An 18,959-nucleotide genomic window follows, 5' to 3' on the forward strand; every position below is an offset into this window, starting at 1 on the left:
GAAACTTCTAAAACCTACAAATGATAACTCATGATGATTAGTTCCCCTTTGTTCCCCATCCTTCGTTCACCTTCATCAATAAATCCACATTTTTTATATAAGCCTTGTGCGACAGTATTTTGAAGGTTAACTGCTAGGACAATTTCATTCGTTTCAATAAAATGTTCCTTTACAAAGAAAGGTAATTGCAAAAGTACATTCTTGGCATATCCCTTACCTTGATGCGGAAATCTGTCGAAAAGGCTCTTAGTAAAATGGAACGATCATTATTAGAGAATGGTTTTACTCCTTCCTTTTTATGTAGATTGAAAAAGGTGACCAAATTTTCTTGATCCATCGCTAAGATTGAATATCGATCTGGCTCTTCATTTGAAAGTTTGATACATTCTGTTGGCGTACCAGTAAAACGAAGTTGTTCCTCCGATAATTGATACTTTTCGATGAGATTTATATATCTCTCAACATAAAAATATAGCTGCATAATTAGATCCCCTATCAACAGGAATATTCGTTCTTTTTTCTTTAAATTTAGCTAACATTACTATACTCAAACTCTCTGTTTAGATGCCTCGGCTGTTAATGCAAAAATATATGCTGTACTTTGTTACTTTTTGGTAGCTTCCTGACGACTACTAGTATCTCCTTTTAACCAACGTTCATAGCATCGGTAGACAAATTCAAAATCCTTGAACGTTATGATTCGATCCATCGAAATTTTGACACTAGGTGTATGGTATTTAGCTTTCTTAATCACCAGATGTTTATCTGAGACACCCACTAGAAACCATAATGGTATACTTCTATTTTGTGGTACCGTAGGTATTTCAAACTCTGACAAACTTGCTTTTGCTCTAAGCTTGTCCCATAGAATCGCTGCGTCCATATCTTATCTACTCCCCTTTGTAAATTCGTACTCAAGTTCTTTTACCCAATTAATAAATTTGGGCTTATTTCTTTCACACCAATCATTACAAATCAGATATCTCTCGTTGTGAATAGTTACAACTTCTTTCCAATACAGGTCATAACCATTAATTTTTCGTTGTTCAGAAAGTGGAGTATCCCATTTGACCCTTTTTAAAAAAGGATAATTTATATCAAATGTAAATTTACAGTACCTAGGATTCTGTAATAATCGAATCCTTTCTTCCGATAGTTGTTGCGCTCTAATTATTTTCCTAATGGTTGTTTGTACTAGAATACCCACTTTAATGGAATCTTGAGGTTTTACAGTTACAGGCTCACTGTGCTGTGCAAGCTCATATTCTCTAATCCATTTTTTCATATACTTAATCTTATTCTTAGATGTTAATCCATTTACATCTTGTTCAAGTAAATTTAAAACTTTCGCTTTAAATTGCTTTTTATCCATAGCAACCTCACCCTATTTATGATAGTTTAGGAGGACTAATTTTCCCCTTTGATTTTCAACTATGCCGGACCATACTAATATACAAGCGATAGGAGTGATTCTACGAAAAACATTCTGGCCTAATTGTTTCCCATAGACCTTTGAAGCAATTCTACCTTCAATAGAATCATGTGGCAGTCCCGTTTCCCCTAATTTATTACTCATTGCATCACCCTTAATTGCGCAGCCATTTTTCTCATTTAACAACACAATCGTTTCTTCAAACACTGACCATGGTAAAAAAGATTGATTGGCTAAATTACTGACGCTAATACCACCATCATGTAAGACCGCTTGAAATGTCTTTTGCCCTTTTAATAAAGGGATTTCTATCGTTTTACCATTTTCTAAAAAACTATCTTTAATTCTTTCAATTACATTTATTTTTTCCAAAATATCACTCCTGTAAACCGATTCGTTCTATTATCTTAATGATAGATTAGTAGGGTTATTTTTCCAACAAAACTTTCACAATAAAAAGAAAAATCCCCTTAAAGAATATTTCCATCAAAAGTGATATATTATGACTAGTACATCAATCATCAAGGAGGATTACATTGAAAAAGCTCGTAAAAGTAGTCGCAGCAATTATTGAAAATGAACAGAATGAGATTCTTTGTGCTCTTAGGTCCCCAGAAATGTCTATTCCAAATATGTGGGAGTTTCCAGGAGGAAAAGTGGAAGCAAATGAGGATATCTACTCAGCCCTCGTAAGGGAAATTGATGAAGAATTAAGCTGTAAAATTGAGACAATAAATGAAGTATTTAACGATAATACCCATGAATATGAAACATTTATCATTAATTTAAAATCGATTAAATGTAAGGTTGTCGAAGGAACACCAACATCAAGTGAGCATTCCAAGTTAATTTGGCTAAAAACAGAAAATCTAGATTCACTAAAATGGGCACCGGCTGACATTCCAGCTGTTGAGCAATTAATCCATGAAAAATAGTCTTCTCGAAAAGAGAAGACTAAACTTTTTTTGTAAATTCTGTATATAGTGTTGCGGGTATTTCGTGCTCTAATTTGATTTTCACCGTGATCGGTTTCTCACCTTCATATTGGACCGTGTCGCCTTTACCAATATATATGAAAGGCTCGTTCTTCCCATCTATTTCCCTGTACTTCCTCACAAATAAATGAAGATTCACTCCACGTTGCTTATTGTGAATAATATTCTGTCCTCGATCAGATTGTTGGGCAGTACTATTTTGTGATTGCCACTGGAAGTATCGCTCGTTAATAAATTTATCTTTATAGTTAATACTTTCCTTTACGTCCTCTTCCTTATGCAAATCAATAAATAGGAAATATTCCTTCCCATTAGCGAGCAACCCTGAACCCCTAAAGGAACTATGGATTTTTCGATAGTTAGAGAGTAACGCAGCGTCCATCATTTGATATTGTTCATACAGTTTAAAGTGTGGAACACCGTAGTATTCAGACCTAAACTCTTTTTCGTAACGGAAAATCCCGTAGGTAATGGTATCTTCTATATATTTACGATGCTCCCTATTTTCTAGTATTTCTTTAAAAATTGGAGCCTTAACAAGTATTCCGTTAGTATAATTAAATAGTTTTGGTTTACTCTTTAACTGACCGCTATCATAGTAGTTCTGGTTCAAGCACTCAAATGCATGCAATACACTGTCATCGTCAACGTCATTAATCATCTTTAAGATTTGATGTTTAGCAATTTCTAAATTAATTTCTTCATGTTCTAACAAATATCTGATGATAATAAACTCATAAATCCTGTTTAGAGGAAGCTTACTGGATAATTCTTTTAAAGCCCCTTCGAAAGCTTCGTTTTGTAATAATCCTTTTAAATAATCATCTTTTTCAACTTTTGCCACAAATTGTAGATATGTTTTTTCTCGGTCAATAAATTTTGTGGGATCAGGTGCGCCATCGTATTTGAGATAATCCAGTAACAAATAAGGAATTCGACCTTGATTAAGCTTTTTAAATTCAAAGTACTCTTCCTTTAGGTATTTCATCGAGTTAAAGTTTTCATTGTCAATCTGCGCCAATATTCTTTCCTGTGATATCTTATCCATTTGGATATGAGTACACCCGGGAATATTAGCAAACCCAGTCGCAATCGCTACCTTTAAACTTTCTTTATCGTAATATCGACTTCCGTTAAGTGCGAGTGCAATGAGAAACGTTTTATTATGGTTTCCAATAAAATCAAGGACAGTTAAGAAGCTTTTATCCGCATGTTTGCGTAAACCTCTTCCTAGCTGTTGAATAAAAACAATTGGAGAATTAGTTGGCCTCAGCATTAGTACCGTGTTGATAGAAGGGATGTCCACTCCTTCATTAAAAATATCAACTGTAAATATGAATTCTAACTCGTCATGATCACTTTCTAATCGATTAATATATCGCTCCCGTGTTTCAGGTGAATCAGCACCGTATAGACAAACACTTTTATAGCCTCTTTTATTAAATTCACTAGCCATATACTGAGCATGTTCGATACTGGCACAGAAACCAAGCCCTTTTCTTTTCTCGCCGTCATGGCCATAGAAGTCCATTTTTCTAATAATAAAATCTACCCGTTCATTAACCTTTAACCGCTTGGTTATTTCAGCAATATCGTCAATATTAACATCACTTAAGTCAATGCCTTCAATATCAGTAATCCCAAAGTAATGAAAAGGAATAACTAACTCGTCCTCTAAAGCCTCATGTAACCGCACTTCTAAAGCCACATTATTATCAAAAAGATCAAAAACATTATAACCATCACTACGTTCAGGGGTTGCCGTCATCCCTAATGTGAACTTAGGCTCAAAGTATTTTAAAACAGTTTGATAGGTCGGGCTTGTCGCATGATGAGCTTCATCAATAATTAGATAATCAAATTCATCCTTTTTGTATTCATGAAAACATTTAGAGATTGTTTGGATGGTGGCAAAAACATAATCCACATTTTTTTGTTTATGATTACCTGTCAGCAGGCCAAAGGAAAGACCATCATTCGGTAGAAGCATTTCAAAGGTTTCTTTAGCTTTTTTCAAAATCTCTTCCCTATGAACAATGAACAGGAGTTTTTTCGGTCTCAAGCTCTTTACATCAAACGCTGACATATAGGTTTTACCCGTACCGGTTGCTGCAATGACAAGCGCCTTCTTCTCCCCAAATCTTCTTAGTCTTTCTAAATTCTCAGTTGCTCGCTTTTGCATTCTATTGGGGACAATATATTGTTTGTTTTCATAAATCAACTGATGATTTTTTTGTGTATTCTTAAAGCTATTTAGGAATTCCTCATATCTACTAATAAAATCCTGATCGGCATCTTCACTCATACTCCAAAGATAATCATATTCCTTTAAAACATCCTGTATAAATCGGCCATCCTCTTTCGTAATGATTTCGACATTCCACTCAATATTACTTTTCAGAGCACTTTGAGTTATATTCGAGGAACCAATAATCACTTTGTAGCTATCTTTGTACTCAAATATGTAGGCTTTCGTATGGAAACCAATTTCTTTATCGGTAACAAAAACCTTAAGCTCGACATTATTAAACTCTCTGATTTTTTCTAGAGCTTTTGCATCTGTGAAATTGAGATAAGTGGAAGTAATGATTTTCCCTTTGGTTCCCTTTTTCTCGGCTTCCTGTAAGGGATCAAGCAGAAGCTGCAAGCCACTGAAGTTAATAAATGCGACACTAAAATAAAACCTTTCACACTCGCTCATCGATTTTACTAACTCTCTTAATAAATTCCCCTTATCGGAATTCACAATCAACTTCTTTTCAACCGCTTCCATTGGTTTGCTCCTGACTATATATTAACTATCAATACCTATATTGTTATTTATTGGATATGTGAAAATTGTACTATATTTTGGGGTAAATAAAAAGATCCACTATTCAAAATGAATAGTAGACCTTTAAATGGACATAACAGTACATATGAAATGTCACAGTAACACATTAAAATGCGAGAAAATTACCCCTCTGTAATTGTTTTAAATAGGCCCTTAGTGGTACCTATTACGCTGACTTAATGATTATCTAGAATATCAAACTTATCAGCACAGGATAGATAAGTTTCAATATCGTCCAGATTATATTTGTTCTGTAAATACGCTCTTGGTAGAATTGTTAGGGTCAAGCGACTAGTAAACTTTCGCTGCTGTATAGCAGCCAGGAAAGTACTTACAATTAGTGCAATTAACTTGAACCTATTCTGTGTGAGGCGTTGACGCCCACTTCCAATAATCGGAATAATCAAAGGTCTAGTATTCCCTTGCTCTCCTATATAGTTCCATAGCGAGATTAAAGCAGTCCTTAAATGGTTAATATTCGGTTCTCCTCTACCATGCTCATTCAATTCTCCTGAAGCTAACACATAAGCTGTTCGTCCATCAGGTCCAGGTAGTGAAATTTGAGCAACGGTTCCAATTGGATACTTATTCACAGGTTTTCCTTTTATGGCGATACACTCTTTGGGTACATTCTGAAGAGCGTTGGCAATAGCTTCATCAAATAGTGATGGATTTGAGAAAAAACGATTGCGAAACTGAACGATTACTGCATCCTCATCAATATAGTCATGTTGAAAAGAACAGTTGGATGGAATGATCAGTGAGCCATTTTCCATTTCAAAAATGTTATTCACATCTACTTGCATTGTTATATCTTTATCTGATAGATTAACAGATCTGCACAATCGTGGCCTGCTCATCCATGTCGAAATTAGTAACCCAATTGCTAGAACATACCAAACGTTAGGTTTTAATGAATCGTTGTCTCTAATAAAAAAATATCCCAAAAACTCAATGAATGTCCATATAACACCAAACACAGCAAGCCAATGAACAAATAACACTTTTACGTTTAACGAATATCTCCAAGCATGAATAGAAAAAAACGCTTTTATTTTTAATTTCATAGCAATTTATCACCTTTTATTTTTAATGAGCAAATGGTATTAGGATTGGTCTTTCTTGATAAGGCAAATATTTCTGTACATGAACTTTCACTGGACCTTCTATGTCGCGCCGTAAGTGAAAGGAACGAAAACGATCTTCTAGAATGCTAAATTTTCGTCTAAATAGTGTCGCAATTTGTGGATTTGCTGTAGTGAAAAAGATTTGAGTACCTTTAGTAATCGAAAGTTGTCTTAAAAAATCAAGTAGTCCTACAACGTTAAGCTCATCCATATTGGCTACAGGTTCATCAAGTAGTAAAAATTGGGGAGCTGATTCCATAACCAAATGCATTATGAAGAACACAGCGAGTATGACAGATGTGCGCTGCCCCGTGCTCATTTGGTGTAGGGCACATATTCTATCGCTACCTTTTCGTTTGGCGACAATTTTGTCATCTTGGGTCCATTCCAATCGATCAAATTCATTAGGAGAATGCAAGGCAACAAAAAGCTGGCTGATTGCTTCAAAATTACTTCGTACGAAATCATCTCCATATTGTGCTAGATTTCGTATTTCCGATAATACTTGTATCGCGTGATGGCAACGCTTTAGCTTGAAGTTTAATTCTCGAAGTTGATTTCTCAAATTAGATACTTCATGTGATTTTTTTTCTAACAGAATGCGCGGCTCCAACGACTTATCAAGATCCTGAGATGCATGGAACAGCTTAGTAAAGTATTGCCTCCATTCTATCCAATTATAGTCATCCGGTATATGAACATTTTTCTCTTTTAAACGAACCCACGCTTGCCTTAACTCACTAAGATACATCTTCCTCTGCATAAGTTGCTGTTCGTCCGTTAAAAGCTCGTCCAGTTTCTGGGTTAGTATTTGATAGGATTTGTTGACTTGTTTTGAATCTTCTCGTTTGGAAATATACTCCAGTCTTGCTAATTCTACTAACTTTTTAGTATTTACAAGTTCTTCTGTGATAAAAACCAAGATCTCGATACTAGTCTTTTCTGGAGTTACATCATCCAAATACTTGGCAAAGAGTTCACTATCAATCAACATATTCAGCTCATGAATGGCTGATAAAGTAATGCCCTGCTGATCTAAGGTGTCTGCTTGGTGACGAAGCTCTTTTTGATAATTATTTTGTTTTATCATTCGAACATGGATACGCTTTAGGACATCTTGGACATCCTTAAAATCAGAGTTATCCGATAATATCGTGGTCTCCTCAACCTTATGCTTATTAATAAGGTTTAATCGAGCATCTTTTAATTGTTCTAATATTGATACAACCTTATTAAGCTTATCTAGTTCAATGATTGATACATTCAGTTCCTCCTTGATTTGCTCTTCTTCTTCCAACCAAGCTGTAAGTTTACCATCATCTGCAGTTAAACTGGTGTTTATAGCCCCTCTCAGAAGCTCCACAGTTTCATGGTTATGACCACATAATGGACAATTTGATTGGTTAGGATGCTCATGAATATACTGCAGGGCGTTAGATTTCAATTCAGATAAAAGCACTTGCAGCTTATTAACATGAACCTTATGATTGTTTATACTCTCTTTAATGCCTGCAAGCTTCACATGGGCTTGATTTCTCTTTTCTTTCCATTTTACAATTTGGTCTCGAAGTTCAATTTCATTCACAAATTTCAACTCTATATCCGTCAAGGGACCGAAGAGGTTCCAGATATCCTCTAATTGGCGGTTACTCTTCTCCAGTGAAATCAATTCGTTATTAATTTGTTTCCTTCTTTCAAGTGAGCCCCTGTTGTCGAGTATAACCGCAAAATCCTTGATTTTTTGAAGCAATTGTTCGAGTTCATTATGGCGTTTGTGTTGCTTTTCAAAATTTAACCAATGACCTTCAACATTCTCCTTTATTTCCTTTAGTAAAGGCAGTTGTCCCAACTGCACCCTTAAGTTGGCAATTTGATTTTGAAGAGAATTGTATGCTGTGTCAACTGAATTCTCCTCTTGAACTAGTTGCTTTCCATTATATACAACCCGATGTTGATGGTTTGCTAAGGGAGTACTAATCACATCAAGGTCATGAAGCCATGGCTTTATATGTTGCAACCATTGTTCAACTTCTTCCAAAGTTGCAGGTTCCTCCGGAGTGGGGTAATTTGGCAAAACATTCTTTATCCACTTCACCATAGATTTTAATTTAGCCTGTACTCTTTCTTGTAAAACAACGTTATCTGTAATGTCCTCATCTATAGATGCTTCCAATTCAGCTTCCACTCTTCTATACTCTTCTCCCAAACGTCTAGCCGACTTTTGAAATTCATCATTGTATTGGTTTAAACACTGTTCATAACGTTCCAGCTGTTCTCCAAATATGACTCGTGCAAAAGCTGACCGATAATCAATCTGACTGTTGGAGGAAAAGCAAAATTGGTGGACTGATTCAGAAGAGAAGTAGTTGTATTGATGAAAGGCTCTGTTTAGTTGACTGCTCCTCCTTGGTCCTACCTTGTGTTTATAATAGGCAGTTTCTCTAATCTTTTTTTCCGATTCCGTAGGAATTTCATTAAACTCTACTTCATTATCCCCGATGATAATTCTGCCGTTCCAACTTTCAGTAGCATTACGGTCTGCTAGCAGATTTCTCTGGATTGCCCCAGTATAGGCAAGCTCAATACATTCCAAGACTGAGGTTTTGCCCATTCCATTTGGTCCTTCCAATAAATTAATCTGAGAGAAATTAAGCATAGGCGAACTTGAGAGAAAATGAGGTCGAAACTGCTCTCCAAATTGTAAGGAATGTATATGGCCTGCTGGTCGTTGTAACGTGTTTTCATTCGCAATTGGCGTTTCCATGCACGGGACAATCGTATTAACATCCGATTCGAGGTATTCCCTTAACGGCTGTTGTCTGAAATTATCAAGGCAGAACAGTAGTCCTTCATCAGTAAGTTTTTCTTGCCATTCTTGCAGAGGGTCCACTATCGTGGCTCCGCTGAGAAGTTTAGGGATTCTCGCCATAGGGAGTTTATCGGACATTTGATTCTCTGATATAATGATTTTTTTCGCAAACCTTTTTCCTCTTTGGACTAAAGAAAGTCTGTCAGTTGTTACCCGGAGTAAGTCAGAATTTTGTAAAACAAAACAAATGTATAGATTCCAGCTCCAGTCCCCTTTCAAACTAAAGTAAAAGGGGGATACCACTTCTTCTTCAAATTGTTTAAAGTGATTGGCGTTTTCTGAAATGTCAGCGAATGTTTCGAACGAGACGGGAAGGATCAAATACTTACCTATCACCATGTTATTCCATTTGTGTAATGACTCATATACGTTCATATTCTCACCAAATGTATGTTTGCGGATAAAAGTTAATCCGCATTCCCTGATAGCTTTAATCCATTTCTGGGTCAATTAAAGCACCTCCTTCAGTGAAATCTGTGGAATGGTGTGTTTTTACAGGGGAAGTATATTCTTCTGAGTACTTAGGATAATACACTTTCCTTCCAGTATGTTCATGAGAAAAAACACAAATCTTATCATCCATAAAACCTGCAGAATCACCCAATGATTCGTATATCTGCTCAAATTTGTGTTTCATAGAATTTGCCCGTTCTTCATAAACCGCCAACGCACCTTGATTTTCGTTCCCTCGTTGTGGGATTAAATTAAAAGGAGTCCGTTGCGCCAATTGGAATCGGAAATTGTCTCCCAGTCCTCTTAACTGGCCTGGTAGTTCTTCTTTAGACTTGAGACATTGAATCAACTTTACAATTAATTCGGCTCTATGTTCACGTTCAGGTTCACATTGCTTGTCGATATGATAGCTTATTCTCCCACTGCTCTCTTGGTCTGAAATATATAATTGCCCGCTTTTCATGTTACCTAGACAGTATCCAAAAAACTTATCTCTATCCTCAACACTTGCTGTAAGCGGATATATATATTCCTGAGTAACTTCTGTCAAGAGAGTGGTTGGTAAATCCTCCTGAAAAGGAATTTCACCCTCCTGCCATCCATTACGTGAAGGGTTAAGAAAATAGGCCTTTTCGGCTTGTACTTTACCTAAGGGACTAGCTAATTCAGCACCTCCATCAAAAGGCTTGGACAGTTTGAGCTGCTGGATATGCTCAGTTTTGTTAGCAAACCATACTTTATATTTTCTAGTCCTATGAAAGCCTAGTCCGAGCCCATATTTATAGTTTTTAATTCTCACCTCACGAAGAACATCTTTCCAATTACGCTCTCCGTCATAGCTTAGAAATCTCCGATATATGGAAGACCAGGGTATTTCTATAGATAATGTCGAACCTTCTCCGGTTGAAATGGTTGTCCCGTAAGCCCAGTTAGCCGTAATATAAATAACATCTTTTCCTGATGTATTGTCAAATGCATGATTTCGTAGCGCAGCCATATCTGGATGTCTAGGGGAAGGGTTTAATTGCGGATGCAAAATAATATAACGCTTTGGTTGGCGGTCCGGGAAAAAAAGGTGGCCACTTTTGATTTCTGGGCTAAAAGCATCCGCACATAAGAGAGTAAATAGCTGATTTTCTGTCTCCTTGCCGAACACGATAATTTTACTGCCAATTGTAAGGCCCGATCCCTCACAAACTAAAATAGGTTCACTCATTCTTTGCACTTTTAGTTGCGGAACCAAGCATAGCCTCCCATCTTCTTTAGAAATAAAAACATAAAGGAGAAAGTTTACGAAGTGATTTTCCCTTATGTCCTCAAGTGTTCGCTTTCCTACTATTGCTTGATCTCCCCAACTATTGATATATTCATTAAACTTATCATATGACACGCCTTCACATCCGAGGCACCATAATTTATTCGTTCGGGGGCGCAATTCAGGATTGCTTATAATTTCGTCAATGAGACTTAGTGGAATACAATATTCTGGTGTAAGAAACAAATCCGCTCTTTCCGTATGGGCAAGACGCATTGCATCCCTGCATTTATCCATATGGTCGTTCGTGGTGTGTTGTACACCTTCATACTGATTTGCTTTTAAATCTTCTTTGCATTGTAAGCGTATAAGTCGAAAAGGAGAGTCGTCTTCAATATCAAGAAAATGAAAGTTAGGAACGACTCTTTCCCCTTCCTCCGGACTAGCAAAACAATCTTTGATAGGTATAGTCGCAATCGACACCGACAAATACTCCTTTCTTTCGATAAAAAATTACATTCTTTTTCATAGATTAACATTAAACAAACAGGAATAAAATAGAAATAAATAAGAGACTAAAAGTTTTACTAATTCTTATTCAAAACAAAATAAAACCTCCCTTTCGAGAAGGGAGCTTAATAATTACCAATATTAAACAGGTACAAAAACCATGCGCAGTGGTCTTATCCCAGTTCCAGTAGACAGTAAAAAAAGCTAAGGTCTAACGCGTGTCTATTCTCAATCTGCCCACGTTGATTTAGTTTCTTTTGAATTCCTTTGTAATTATAGTGATACATTTATTCTTCAATAGCGTGTCGTATTTCCACTTCTGTTTTACGCTGTTATATATGCAACTTCTCTGTTTTGAGACGAGAAGAAGGATTGCAATACAAACATAATCTAGGCAGTTTCCTTGTTTAAGCTACACTTTTTTCTTTTCTATTTTTATACTGTTTTCAAAACTAGTATTGCTTACCATCCGAAACATAAGTTATATCTAAATCCCCTACCTACGCCCCGGATTTTCTTGTTTCACAACGATGTTCCACGAACAACTTTAATCTATATAACAAATAACAGGCGAACAGAACTGTCACTGTTCCCCTGTTATTTGTTATTTTATGTCCAACTTTTTACAGTCAACCAATCGATTTGTTCCATTCCTAGCTATTTATTGCATCGAATTAGTAAAATCATTAACCAAAACCTGGACTTCATCATTTTCATGAATTATTCCAGGCCTTTCTATTGCACATACGATCCCCCGCCGCTTATAACATGCACGTACAAAACGGAAGGATAACTTGTCATGATCTTCATAATGATTTTGAATTTCATCACCAGGTAAGGTACAAGGCTGGTTTTCACCCATACATATTAATCCTGCACCACTAGGGAAAAGGATACGTGAGCCCATGGTGAGTTTCGTTAATCCCGGGAATCCCTTTATCAAAAGATTAGCCCCTAACCACTCGGGCAGAACAGATTCAACACCTAATTCTTCAGCAATTCTATCTAATTCTTCCACAGACACAATCGTTATTTGGCGGCGGTTTAGAATCTCTGTTCCTCTTGGATACATCGGCTGCCTTGAATCAGCCTTACTGGTAATTCCAAAGTGGCGATCCCCACGAATCCCCCCAAACTCAAGATTTGCTTCTGATATTCTTCTAGTTACAAATGTCTTTGGATTATCTGCAATTAATACCGCATTTATGTTTGCGCAGACTTTTTTCAAAAGAAAACTCCTTTTCGTACAAACAATTCCTACAAATAATACCTCACAACCTAGGTTGGATTGGAAATGCTTGGTGTATTTAATTACAAACTACTCGAAAGGTGTGGTAAAATTCATTTTATCAATCCATTCATTCCAATACAAAGCAGGTGTTTACATTTCCGCTGAAAAAGAAGTGAAACTTTATTTTGTTCGGCATGGGGAGACCCATTATAATGTAGAGAAGCGATTACAAGGATTTTGTGATTCACCACTTACAGATAATGGAATTGCACAGGCTAAATCTGTAGGAATCGGATTATCTGATATCGAATTTAAAGCAGTATACGCAAGTGAAAGCCAAAGAGTAGTAGATACGGCTAGGTATGCCATTGGCCATCGAAACATTCCCATTATTACTGACCCACGTCTAAAGGAAATGAACTTCGGTGTTTGGAATCCCTATTACAAACAGAAATTCTAGCTCAATATGGGAATATCCTAGAGACATTATTTAGTCTGAATGATTTAAATATGTCAGCACCTGAAGGAGAATCCTACTTACAGCTTTTTTCACGAACAAGCTCTGCTATTGATGAAATCATTCATAATCATAAAAATGAAGGTGGAAATGTTCTAGTATTTTCACATGGGGTAACAATAGGTAACTACTTAATGCAATTAGCAAAAATGAGCAGTTACCTTCACCATGATAATTGCAGTGTTTCTGTGATCAAATATTGGAACGATGAATTTTATGTAGACAGGATTGCTGACACTTCCTTTAGGGATAAATACTACCTAAAATAAAATCCTATCATAAATCTACTGTAATTTAGGGTCAGTCCCCCGCTTTGATATCACTTTAAAGCAGCTGGGGACTGACCCCAAAATTTTAAGTCTGTTGGTGCTCATGTACTTATGATACGGTTCACCGAGACATAACTATATGAGGTTTTAATAGAAACGGGGACCACTCAATGGTCCCCTTTAAGATTTATTTAGATATATAGATTAACAACTCTTTCGTATCAATTACAAGGTTTGATGCACTTATAAAATCAAATCCCAAAATGCCGTCAATATCCATTCCATAATCCATATTGCCAATCTCAACTTCAAAACTTTCTTGGAGTAAATCACCAAAATGAATCATGTCGAATTTCTTTACATATACGTATTCTACACCGCCGACACCTCGAATAGTGTCTACAATATCGTTTTCTTCAGGTGCTACACCGATTTCTTCTACCCGATTTGCATTAAATACCGTTCCTGCAGATCCTGTGAATAATAAGACTTTATCTAGTAGTTTCTTTTTCCCTCGAAAATTAACTTCAAGCTGAACAAAAGGAAGACCATACTGAATATCAATTTTCATCTTGGACCTCGCATCCCCATATATCTTTCACGGGCTATTAGATTAGGTCGGGAGGTGTGGAAATAACAATATTCACGATGTGGTTGTTCTTGACGTAGCTTTTCATAACAATGCATTGCTTCAAGTGAATTTTCAAACCGATCAATAACTATGACTTCTTCAATATATCTATGTCCTTCATTTGAGTGCGCCTTAATGACCTCTAATACAACCCAATCATTTGGAAATCCTTCTTGTACTTCTAGCTAACGCATCTCGCACCTCCATTCATGTATTATTTATTTTTATTATATAACACAAGCTATTTAAACAATTATATGCCTACTTATTATTATTAATTTTAAGTACTAAATTGGGTCAGTCCCCCGCTATGATATCACTTTAAAGCAGCTGGGAACTGACCCCAAAATCCTTTTGTAAAGCGGTGTTTCGTTCTTTTCAAAAAACTCTTCAACTAACAATTTCGTCTTATCTCAGTTCCTTAACTATTCCTCAATGGGAACCATGAAATCAAATTCAGGTACCCCATACTTTGCAAACATTTTTTCCCTATATTCTTCAAATAGTAAATAGAAATTATCAGGAGGATTCCCTAAAAGAACAGTGAATTCTCCGTCTCTGAAAGAAACCAAGTAACTTTTATCCTGATTAATTTCATCGGCCATAAAGGATGCTTTATACTCCTCCAATTGCTTATCCGTAACGCCGTTCAACAACATTTTTTTACGACTTCCATCTTTTTTCTCTAAGATAAACACACCATTTCCATCATACTTTTCTTCCTTAAATTCAGGACTATTTGCGGTCCACTTTTCTATTATTTTGGAGTAATTATAACCACAGCGCATGCAAAAAGTATAAAACTCGTCCGTTTTGTAATAATAATCTTCTATTGCTGAACGTCCACAACATGGGCATTCTCTAGCATATATATTCGATCCCACGAATTAATCCTCTCCTTTTTATTAATCTAAACTTTGAATAATAGATTTCGAACATGAATGAGTGTGTTTTTAGAAGCAGATAAAATGGTGGTTGTGAAAAGGTGTAAAGAGTCTCTTTGTTGTAGCATTGGAGGTGTTTTCATGGAGTAGGTTTAAGTAGGTTTTGTAAGGGAGAAAACGAGAATTTTGTTAATTGAAGGATTTTAGGATGGAACTACTTTCAGTTTAATTCAAATCCCCGATTTGTCAATTATTTCCCTCTTAATCTTCGACAAATTTCATGTAATTATTATACATCAAAGAAAACTTGTGCTTAATGTTCTGCTAATTGGCCATCTAATTTCTATGCTAATTTGATGATTTGATAAGGCGATATCTCCACCTCTTGTTGCACCAAAATATGTTCTTCACTCCTTATTTTTTTAGTCTTGAAAAAGTTATTTTATCTATTTAGACTTTCTAGTTTATTTTAACTTAAACTTTTTACCTTCATGGGTAAATGATTGAAGGCCATGTAATTTATAAACCTTCATTAAGTCTCGACCTAAAAAAGCGCCCGCCCTCACATTATCATGATGATTGGACTGGCAACAGGGATAATTATTTGAATAAATCAATTTCAAGATCAAAGCTGTTTACTGATCTCTTCAATTTCAGAATAATCCAGATTTGTCACTCAAACGATGAATTCAATGGATGAGCCTTCTTTTAACATATTTAGGGCTACTTTTCTTATTCCTTCCAATTCACCTTCCTTTTTTCCTTTTTCAACCCAAGAATTTGGCAGTTTCAAGATTTGTTCTGATTCTTCCCGGTCTAATTGTTTAATTTCTTCCATTAGCTCTTTCTCCTCGCTTTCATTTAAAGTTAAGTATGTTTCAAAAAATCCATTTATTAACTCCATTTTTGCCGGATTTATTTCCATATTAACCAACATCCGCAAAAATTCCTTTTTTACCTGAACTCTTTCCATTTCGGTATAGCCCATTTTACTTATTAAAGCAGCGGTAATGGGATTTCTTGAATAGATAAAGTTTCTCCAATTCAGTTTTCGTAACTCAACCATCAGATAGTGAAAAGACAAAACGTGGAAGAACGGAAAGGTAATTGTATATTCATCCTTCTCATTCCGATTTTCATCATAACTAAAAAGAGCAATTGGTAAAATCGGTTTACGATACTTATGATAAAGCAGGCTGAAATAATGATACATTCTTTCATTAAAGTTTCGTTGACCGTAGCTTTGCGGTTCAACATGGATAATGATTAGCGTTTCCTGTCCTTTTAATTTTGCTTCAATAACAATATCTGCTCTCCGTGCCTCCCCAATATAAAGGTCAGTAAATACTTCTTCCGATAACGGTTTCAAGGAAGAAAAATCAATATGCTAATGGACTTCTGGATAAAACATTTCTAAAAACTCTGCAAAAAAGGTGTGGATTAACTGCTTGAATAGTTGATCGTGGTGGATATACTGCCTGGGGTCTTCATGTACTATCATCGTTGGGGACATATTAGCACATCCTTCTAAATGAAATGAGAGGAATAATCGTGGAAGTATTCTAATTCTATTATAGCAACAACTTCCAAAACAAACAAACGTTCTCGATTTTAGAATAATATCTTTCATATCTTCTCCGGATGGCGAACAGTATCTTTCACTGTTCGGCTGGGTTTGTTCCATCTCTCTCACTTTCATCCTACCCTCTTAAAAAAAGTGGTGCCTGACCCCCAGTGAGTTAAAACTTTAACGCATCGGGGGTCAGGCACCTTTGTTTAGAACCGCTCCCTCACCTCCAATTTAAACCATTCAATTATTCCATTATCTGTGTTATAGTTAAAAATTGAATTCTAACCAACAGGCGAACGAAAATATAAAAACATTTCCAAACAAAATAAAATGAAATTTAAATGAGGTTGAATAGATGAGTATATTAACGGTTAAAGACTTAAACCACGGCTTTGGTGATCGGACTATTTTTAATAATGTTTCCTTCCGCTTATTAAAAGGAGAACATATCGCTTTAATTGGGGCAAACGGTGAAGGTAAATCGACATTTATGAATATCATTACAGGGCAACTTCAGCCTGATGATGGAAAAGTAGAGTGGGCAAAGCACCAACGAGTCGGTTATCTTGATCAACATACTGCTTTACAACAGGGAATGACAATCCGTGACGTACTAAATACGGCTTTTCAATACCTCTTTGACGTCGAAACGAATATTAATACGATTTATGAAAAATTATCGAACGTTACACCTGAAGAAATGGAAAAGTTGTTAGATGAAGTCGGTACATTACAAGAAATATTAACAAATAATGATTTTTATATTATTGATTCTAAAGTAGAAGAAGTGGCACGTGGACTTGGTCTTGATGATGTAGGATTAGAAAAAGATGTTCATGATTTGAGCGGCGGGCAAAGAACAAAGGTTTTATTAGCCAAGCTTTTACTCGAGAAGCCAGATATTCTTCTTTTAGATGAGCCTACAAACTATTTAGACGAACAACATATTGAGTGGTTAAGACGTTACTTGCAAGAATACGAGAATGCTTTTTTATTGATTTCGCATGATATGCCATTTCTTAATAGCGTGGTAAATGTCATCTACCATTTAGAAAATCAAGAATTAAATCGCTACGTCGGTGATTACAACAATTTCCTTATTGTCTATGAAGCTAAAAAAATACAAGTTGAAGCTGCTTTTAAGAGACAACAATCAGAGATTTCTAATTTAAAGGATTTTGTAGCCCGTAATAAGGCAAGGGCATCTACTAGCAGCCTGGCAATGTCCAGACAGAAAAAACTCGATAAAATGGACGTTATTGAAATTGCACAGGAACGACCAAAACCTGATTTCAACTTTAAAGAATCAAGAACTTCAGGTAAATTAATTTTTGAGACGAAAGAATTTATCATTGGGTACGAAGAGCCACTTTCAAAACCGTTAAATCTTTATATAGAGCGTGGACAAAAAGTCGCCTTAGTTGGCGCGAATGGAATCGGAAAGACGACACTCCTTCGTAGCATGCTTGGAGAAATAAGATCTCTTTCTGGTACACTAGAACGCGGTGAACACCAGTATATTGGCTATTTTGAGCAAGAAGTGAAAACAGAAAATCAAAATACGTGCATCGAAGAAATATGGAATGAGTTTCCTCATTTAAGCCAAGGACAGGTCCGCGCTGCTCTTGCAAGATGTGGATTAACTAGAAAACACATTGAAAGTAAAATATCGGTTTTAAGTGGTGGCGAGCAAGCGAAAGTCCGCTTATGTAAACTCCTTAACCAAGAAAGCAATATTCTTGTTTTCGATGAGCCAACCAACCATTTGGATATAGATGCAAAAGCTGAGCTTAAACGAGCTTTGAAATCGTATAAGGGAAGCATGCTCCTTATCTCTCATGAACCTGAGTTTTACCAAGACGTGGTAACAGATATTTGGGACGTAGAATCATGGACGACTAAAGCTATATAAACTTTAAAGATCGAAAAAGGTGCCTGACCCCTAGTGTACGCAACGGGGGTCAGGCACCTTTTACTTGATGTAACTTCACATTATTGACTAAGAACTGACATCTAGCCATTACATGATGGGTTGACCTGTTTGGTCTAAATCCGTATGAATGGTTATAAAATTTAGCTTCACAAATTGGCTCTAATACTTGTTTGAACACCGTCTGTTGAATTAATCTATCTCTCATAGTTGGAATACCTAACGGTCGTTTCTTTCCATTCGGTTTAGGTATTTCAACTCTTCGTACCGTTTGGGGTTTATAATTCTTTTAGATTCAGTGCCTGTCACGCCCCGGATTTTCTTGTTTCACAACGATGTTCCACGAACAACTTTAATCTATATAACAAATAACAGGCGAACAGTACTGTCACTGTTCGCCTGTTATTTGTTATTATATGTCCAAATTTTCACAGTCAACCAATCGAATTGTTT

The 18,959-nt window shown here is 36.1% G+C and carries 15 protein-coding genes and 2 pseudogenes; 4 read left to right on the forward strand and 13 right to left on the reverse strand.

Annotation, left to right across the window (positions count from 1 at the left end):
* Nucleotides 1-14 precede the first annotated feature (14 nt).
* The 4 genes and pseudogenes from QF028_RS23760 to QF028_RS23775 all read right to left on the reverse strand — a co-directional run bounded on the left by QF028_RS23760 (nt 15) and on the right by QF028_RS23775 (nt 1,804).
* Nucleotides 15-481 (reverse strand): annotated as a pseudogene (locus tag QF028_RS23760) (GNAT family N-acetyltransferase).
* A gap of 123 nt (nt 482-604) precedes the next feature.
* Nucleotides 605-883: a hypothetical protein gene (locus QF028_RS23765; protein WP_429469491.1), complete on the reverse strand. Its 279-nt coding sequence runs from the start codon at nt 881-883 to the stop codon at nt 605-607.
* Between the two features lie 3 nt (nt 884-886).
* A complete protein-coding gene (locus QF028_RS23770; protein ID WP_429469494.1) occupies nt 887-1,372 on the reverse strand; it encodes a hypothetical protein in 486 nt (161 codons plus the stop codon).
* Between the two features lie 12 nt (nt 1,373-1,384).
* Nucleotides 1,385-1,804 carry a hypothetical protein gene (locus QF028_RS23775; RefSeq protein ID WP_429469497.1) on the reverse strand — a complete coding sequence of 140 codons (420 nt, stop codon included), beginning with the start codon at nt 1,802-1,804 and terminating at the stop codon, nt 1,385-1,387.
* A gap of 164 nt (nt 1,805-1,968) precedes the next feature.
* Here QF028_RS23775 and QF028_RS23780 point away from each other — a divergent pair, with 164 nt between their 5' ends.
* Entirely contained in the window at nt 1,969-2,367 is a 399-nt protein-coding gene (locus QF028_RS23780; RefSeq protein ID WP_429469500.1) for a (deoxy)nucleoside triphosphate pyrophosphohydrolase, read from the forward strand.
* A 19-nt stretch (nt 2,368-2,386) separates the two neighbouring features.
* Here QF028_RS23780 and QF028_RS23785 read toward each other — a convergent pair whose 3' ends face one another.
* The 5 genes from QF028_RS23785 to QF028_RS23805 form a co-directional block, all read right to left on the reverse strand.
* Nucleotides 2,387-5,200: a DEAD/DEAH box helicase gene (locus QF028_RS23785; RefSeq protein WP_429469503.1), complete on the reverse strand. Its 2,814-nt coding sequence runs from the start codon at nt 5,198-5,200 to the stop codon at nt 2,387-2,389.
* Between the two features lie 236 nt (nt 5,201-5,436).
* Nucleotides 5,437-6,327 carry a macro domain-containing protein gene (locus QF028_RS23790; RefSeq protein WP_429469506.1) on the reverse strand — a complete coding sequence of 297 codons (891 nt, stop codon included), beginning with the start codon at nt 6,325-6,327 and terminating at the stop codon, nt 5,437-5,439.
* Between the two features lie 22 nt (nt 6,328-6,349).
* Nucleotides 6,350-9,706: an AAA family ATPase gene (locus tag QF028_RS23795; protein ID WP_429469509.1), complete on the reverse strand. Its 3,357-nt coding sequence runs from the start codon at nt 9,704-9,706 to the stop codon at nt 6,350-6,352.
* Nucleotides 9,687-11,447, reverse strand: a complete 1,761-nt coding sequence (locus tag QF028_RS23800) for a hypothetical protein (protein WP_429469512.1) — start codon at nt 11,445-11,447, stop codon at nt 9,687-9,689. Before QF028_RS23800 ends, QF028_RS23795 begins: the two co-directional genes overlap by 20 nt.
* 688 nt (nt 11,448-12,135) lie before the next feature.
* Nucleotides 12,136-12,702 carry an MOSC domain-containing protein gene (locus QF028_RS23805; protein WP_429469515.1) on the reverse strand — a complete coding sequence of 189 codons (567 nt, stop codon included), beginning with the start codon at nt 12,700-12,702 and terminating at the stop codon, nt 12,136-12,138.
* Between the two features lie 73 nt (nt 12,703-12,775).
* Here QF028_RS23805 and QF028_RS23810 point away from each other — a divergent pair, with 73 nt between their 5' ends.
* Together QF028_RS23810 and QF028_RS23815 are read left to right on the forward strand one after the other, a co-directional pair.
* Nucleotides 12,776-13,165 (forward strand): histidine phosphatase family protein, encoded by a 390-nt coding sequence (locus QF028_RS23810; protein WP_429472498.1) that lies wholly within the window; start codon nt 12,776-12,778, stop codon nt 13,163-13,165.
* Entirely contained in the window at nt 13,135-13,491 is a 357-nt protein-coding gene (locus QF028_RS23815; RefSeq protein WP_429469518.1) for a histidine phosphatase family protein, read from the forward strand. The genes QF028_RS23810 and QF028_RS23815 overlap by 31 nt, the downstream gene beginning before the upstream one ends.
* A gap of 187 nt (nt 13,492-13,678) precedes the next feature.
* On the opposite strand, the gene QF028_RS23820 is transcribed toward QF028_RS23815, so the two are convergent.
* The 3 genes from QF028_RS23820 to QF028_RS23830 all read right to left on the reverse strand — a co-directional run bounded on the left by QF028_RS23820 (nt 13,679) and on the right by QF028_RS23830 (nt 16,375).
* The gene (locus tag QF028_RS23820; RefSeq protein WP_429469521.1) at nt 13,679-14,062 is read right to left on the reverse strand and encodes a retropepsin-like aspartic protease; all 384 of its coding nucleotides are present in this window, start codon (nt 14,060-14,062) and stop codon (nt 13,679-13,681) included.
* Nucleotides 14,063-14,547: 485 nt separating this feature from the next.
* Nucleotides 14,548-15,006, reverse strand: coding sequence for a hypothetical protein (locus QF028_RS23825; RefSeq protein ID WP_429469524.1), 459 nt, complete (start codon nt 15,004-15,006; stop codon nt 14,548-14,550).
* 676 nt (nt 15,007-15,682) lie between these two features.
* The gene (locus QF028_RS23830) at nt 15,683-16,375 is read right to left on the reverse strand and encodes a DUF4351 domain-containing protein (RefSeq protein ID WP_429469527.1); all 693 of its coding nucleotides are present in this window, start codon (nt 16,373-16,375) and stop codon (nt 15,683-15,685) included.
* A gap of 556 nt (nt 16,376-16,931) precedes the next feature.
* On the opposite strand from QF028_RS23830, the gene QF028_RS23835 reads away from it, so the two are divergent.
* Nucleotides 16,932-18,488 carry an ABC-F family ATP-binding cassette domain-containing protein gene (locus tag QF028_RS23835; RefSeq protein WP_429469529.1) on the forward strand — a complete coding sequence of 519 codons (1,557 nt, stop codon included), beginning with the start codon at nt 16,932-16,934 and terminating at the stop codon, nt 18,486-18,488.
* An 82-nt stretch (nt 18,489-18,570) separates the two neighbouring features.
* Here the strand turns inward: QF028_RS23835 and QF028_RS23840 are convergent.
* Nucleotides 18,571-18,792 (reverse strand): annotated as a pseudogene (locus tag QF028_RS23840) (reverse transcriptase domain-containing protein); the annotation flags it as partial.
* Nucleotides 18,793-18,959: the final 167 nt, after the last annotated feature.

Origin of the sequence: Neobacillus sp. B4I6 (genome assembly GCF_050434045.1) — a bacterium.
Lineage (GTDB): Bacteria > Bacillota > Bacilli > Bacillales > Cytobacillaceae > Neobacillus.

Coding starts and splice junctions, on each gene's coding strand:
- QF028_RS23765 (WP_429469491.1), bottom strand. CDS start 883: ATGGACGCAGCGATTCTATGGGACAAGCTTAGAGCAAAAGCAAGTTTG.
- QF028_RS23770 (WP_429469494.1), bottom strand. CDS start 1,372: ATGGATAAAAAGCAATTTAAAGCGAAAGTTTTAAATTTACTTGAACAA.
- QF028_RS23785 (WP_429469503.1), bottom strand. CDS start 5,200: ATGGAAGCGGTTGAAAAGAAGTTGATTGTGAATTCCGATAAGGGGAAT.
- QF028_RS23790 (WP_429469506.1), bottom strand. CDS start 6,327: ATGAAATTAAAAATAAAAGCGTTTTTTTCTATTCATGCTTGGAGATAT.
- QF028_RS23820 (WP_429469521.1), bottom strand. CDS start 14,062: ATGAAAATTGATATTCAGTATGGTCTTCCTTTTGTTCAGCTTGAAGTT.
- QF028_RS23835 (WP_429469529.1), top strand. CDS start 16,932: ATGAGTATATTAACGGTTAAAGACTTAAACCACGGCTTTGGTGATCGG.